The following is a 1,139-nucleotide window of genomic DNA, read 5'->3' on the forward strand; positions in this document are numbered from 1 at the left end:
GTCTCACCTGAACTGGGCGCCGCAGGTCAGGGGCCCGACCCGGAGCCAGATCATTTAAGACGGGATAGTGACCCAGGCCACTCAAACTTCCCTACATTCTTCCACGGGACTGGGCGAGCCCTTCGTATGGTTGGCCCACGCCAGGGGCGTCGGGTGTGGATTTCAAACTTCTGCCGCTCGTGGCTTCCATCGATTGGCCGTCCGACGCCCCACGACGACTCGGCTGCCAATTAGGAATTGCGAATGATCGCTCCGTAGGGAATCGACAGCGAGGTCGTCCGTCGGGAAACACCCGCAGCACACCGTACGGAGGCACCACATGGCTGCGATATGGGCCGGCATCGACGCAGGAAAGACCCACCACCACTGCGTCGCGATCGACGAGAGCGGCCGTCGGCTGCTGTCGCGACGCGTCGCCAACGACGAGCCCGAACTGCTCGAACTCCTCACCGACGTCATGGCCCTGGGCGAGGAGGTGGCCTGGGGCATCGACCTGGCCGACGGCGGAGCCGCACTGGCCATTGGCGTCCTGCTCAACCACGACCAGCCGATGCACTACATCTCTGCACGGGCCATCCACCGCGCCTCCGAGAGCTACCGCGGCGAAGGCAAGACCGACGCCAAGGACGCCGCCGTCATCGCCGACCAGGTCCGCATCCGCCGCGACCTGCACCCCTTACGCGCCATCGACGAGACCGTCACCGACCTCAAGATCCTCACCGGCCGCCGCATGGATCTGGTCGCCGACCGCACCCGCACTGTGATTCACTTGTTCGGCCGTTGCCTGATTGGCGTAGTGCTTCTCCTCGAACTCGATAGGGCTGAGGAAGCCGAGCCGTTCCTGGATGCGGCGGGAGTTATAGAAGCCGTTGATGTACTCGAAGAGCGCCAGGTTCGCCTCGGCTCTGGTGGCGAAGACGTGGCCGCGGACGCCCTCGGTCTTGATCAGCATCCACAGATTCTCCGTGAGAGCGTTATCGTACGAGTCCCCGACCGACCCCATGGATGCGTCAATTCCCGCTCTCAACGGAGATGCGTGAGGAACGCTGTCGGTGCGGACCAGGATGTCGGTGCCGTGCCGGTGGGCGTCGGGGATCTGCGCGAGGGCCTGGTCGAGCACGGTGATGTGATCGGCGGCG

General features: G+C 64.7%; 1 protein-coding gene and 1 pseudogene. One reads left to right on the plus strand and one right to left on the minus strand.

Features of this window, described 5'->3' with window-relative positions; all coding sequences use genetic code 11:
* Positions 1–319: 319 nt before the first annotated feature.
* A pseudogene (locus ACFVYE_RS47290) lies at positions 320–772 on the plus strand (IS110 family transposase); the annotation flags it as partial.
* Here the strand turns inward: ACFVYE_RS47290 and ACFVYE_RS47295 are convergent.
* Positions 677–1,003, minus strand: a complete 327-nt coding sequence (locus ACFVYE_RS47295) for an IS3 family transposase (protein ID WP_389609786.1) — start codon at positions 1,001–1,003, stop codon at positions 677–679. The pseudogene ACFVYE_RS47290 and the gene ACFVYE_RS47295 sit on opposite strands and share 96 nt — an antisense overlap.
* Between the last annotated feature and the right edge of the window lie 136 nt (positions 1,004–1,139).

The organism is Streptomyces sp. NPDC058239 (assembly GCF_042882185.1).
Lineage (GTDB): Bacteria > Actinomycetota > Actinomycetes > Streptomycetales > Streptomycetaceae > Streptomyces.

Excerpts from the sequence above, each read along its gene's own strand:
- ACFVYE_RS47295 (WP_389609786.1), bottom strand. The coding sequence starts at position 1,003 with ATGGGGTCGGTCGGGGACTCGTACGATAACGCTCTCACGGAGAATCTG.